Origin of the sequence: Thalassolituus sp. UBA2009, assembly GCF_002335285.1 — a bacterium.
Taxonomy (GTDB): domain Bacteria; phylum Pseudomonadota; class Gammaproteobacteria; order Pseudomonadales; family Oceanobacteraceae; genus Venatoribacter; species Venatoribacter alkanivorans.
Genome location: NZ_DDCJ01000110.1, coordinates 1 through 1,310 on the forward strand (window position 1 = coordinate 1; position 1,310 = coordinate 1,310).

The 1,310-nt window shown below is 56.6% G+C and carries 1 protein-coding gene and 1 pseudogene; one reads left to right on the top strand and one right to left on the bottom strand.

Annotated elements, in window-relative coordinates; genetic code table 11:
• The coding region (locus B3P58_RS14080; protein WP_286718424.1) for an LptA/OstA family protein at positions 1-720 on the bottom strand (720 nt) is incomplete at its 3' end.
• A gap of 117 nt (positions 721-837) precedes the next feature.
• On the opposite strand from B3P58_RS14080, the pseudogene B3P58_RS14085 reads away from it, so the two are divergent.
• Positions 838-1,310 (top strand): annotated as a pseudogene (locus tag B3P58_RS14085) (phosphotransferase); the annotation flags it as partial.

The following is a 1,310-nucleotide window of genomic DNA, read 5'->3' on the forward strand; positions in this document are numbered from 1 at the left end:
ATGCCAGGCGCTGCCGATGCCTTTATTCTGGTCGAGGTGCAGTTCACTGGCGGCCAGATCCCAGTCGTTCTGTCCGGGCTCACAGAAAGTGAAGGTGGCGTCGGTTAAATTAATCTGGCCGGCTTCTAGGGTTTCGATATGATCGGCGGAGCCACGGAAATGACGCTCCGGCACGGAATATTCGGCTTCGTAAAAATGCACTTCGCCATCACTCTGGCTGATGCTGGCCGATTCACCCTGCAGCACAACCTGAGGTGCCTGCAGTGACACATTGCCATGAAACTCGCCGTAACCCCGGCTTTGGTACCAGCTGGCACGGTCGGCACGTAACATACGATCCTGCTGCTGCAGCAGCACATCACCGCTCATCTCGGTGTCGCCGTTTTTATTCAGGGTGGAGCTGTCGGCTTCCGCTTCGATCCGCTCTGAGTCCAATGGCGTAATCGCGGGAATACGGTAATTACCACTGCAGAATTCCGGCAGAGCCTGTTGCTCTTCTGCTGTCAGTTCGGCGCGGTCGTACCAGCTCAGTGGATGCGTGCTGGTGTTAATGACCGGCGCGGCGCTGGCCTGTTCTTCTGCCTGTGCGGGCATAATGGCCAGAGCACTGAGTACAGATCCTGCCAGCAGCGGAGCAGGCAGCAGAGCTTTGCTGAAGCGGGCGGCGGGGCGCAGGAAAAAGGGAACCAGGCGCTGAATGTAAGGACAAATCTGAGTCATGAGCGGCTGTAGCGCCTATCCATATTGAGTATGTTATCTTAACGCGCACAGTAACTTATTAACCGGGGTGCCGCGCAAGGCGCCCAATTCTAGAACGACTAACCCTGAGAGGCCAGCATGGATCAGCGGCGGGACAATCTCGCTCAATGGGCGGTGGCGATGATTCGCCAGCATTCCGATTTTGATGTGACCGCAGAAATGGACATGGTATCCGGAGACGCAAGCTTCCGGCGCTATTTTCGTCTGCGCTGTTTGAACCACAGCTGGATTGCAGTTGATGCGCCGGCCGATAAAGAAGACAACCCGCGTTTTGTGCGTATTGCGCAGGCCTGGTACAAACACGATGTGGCCGTACCTAAGGTGCTGGCATACGACTTTGACCAGGGCTTTATGCTGCTGGAAGACTTCGGCGACCAGATGCTGTGGCCGGCGCTGCATGCTGACGGTGTCAGCAGCGCGACGGTACAGGGGCTGTATGAACAGGCCATTACCCAGTTGCTGCATATTCAGGATTTACCGGCCGATAATCTGCCACCTTACGATGCGGCACTGCTCGATCAGGAAATGGCGCTGTTCCGCGACTGGCTCTG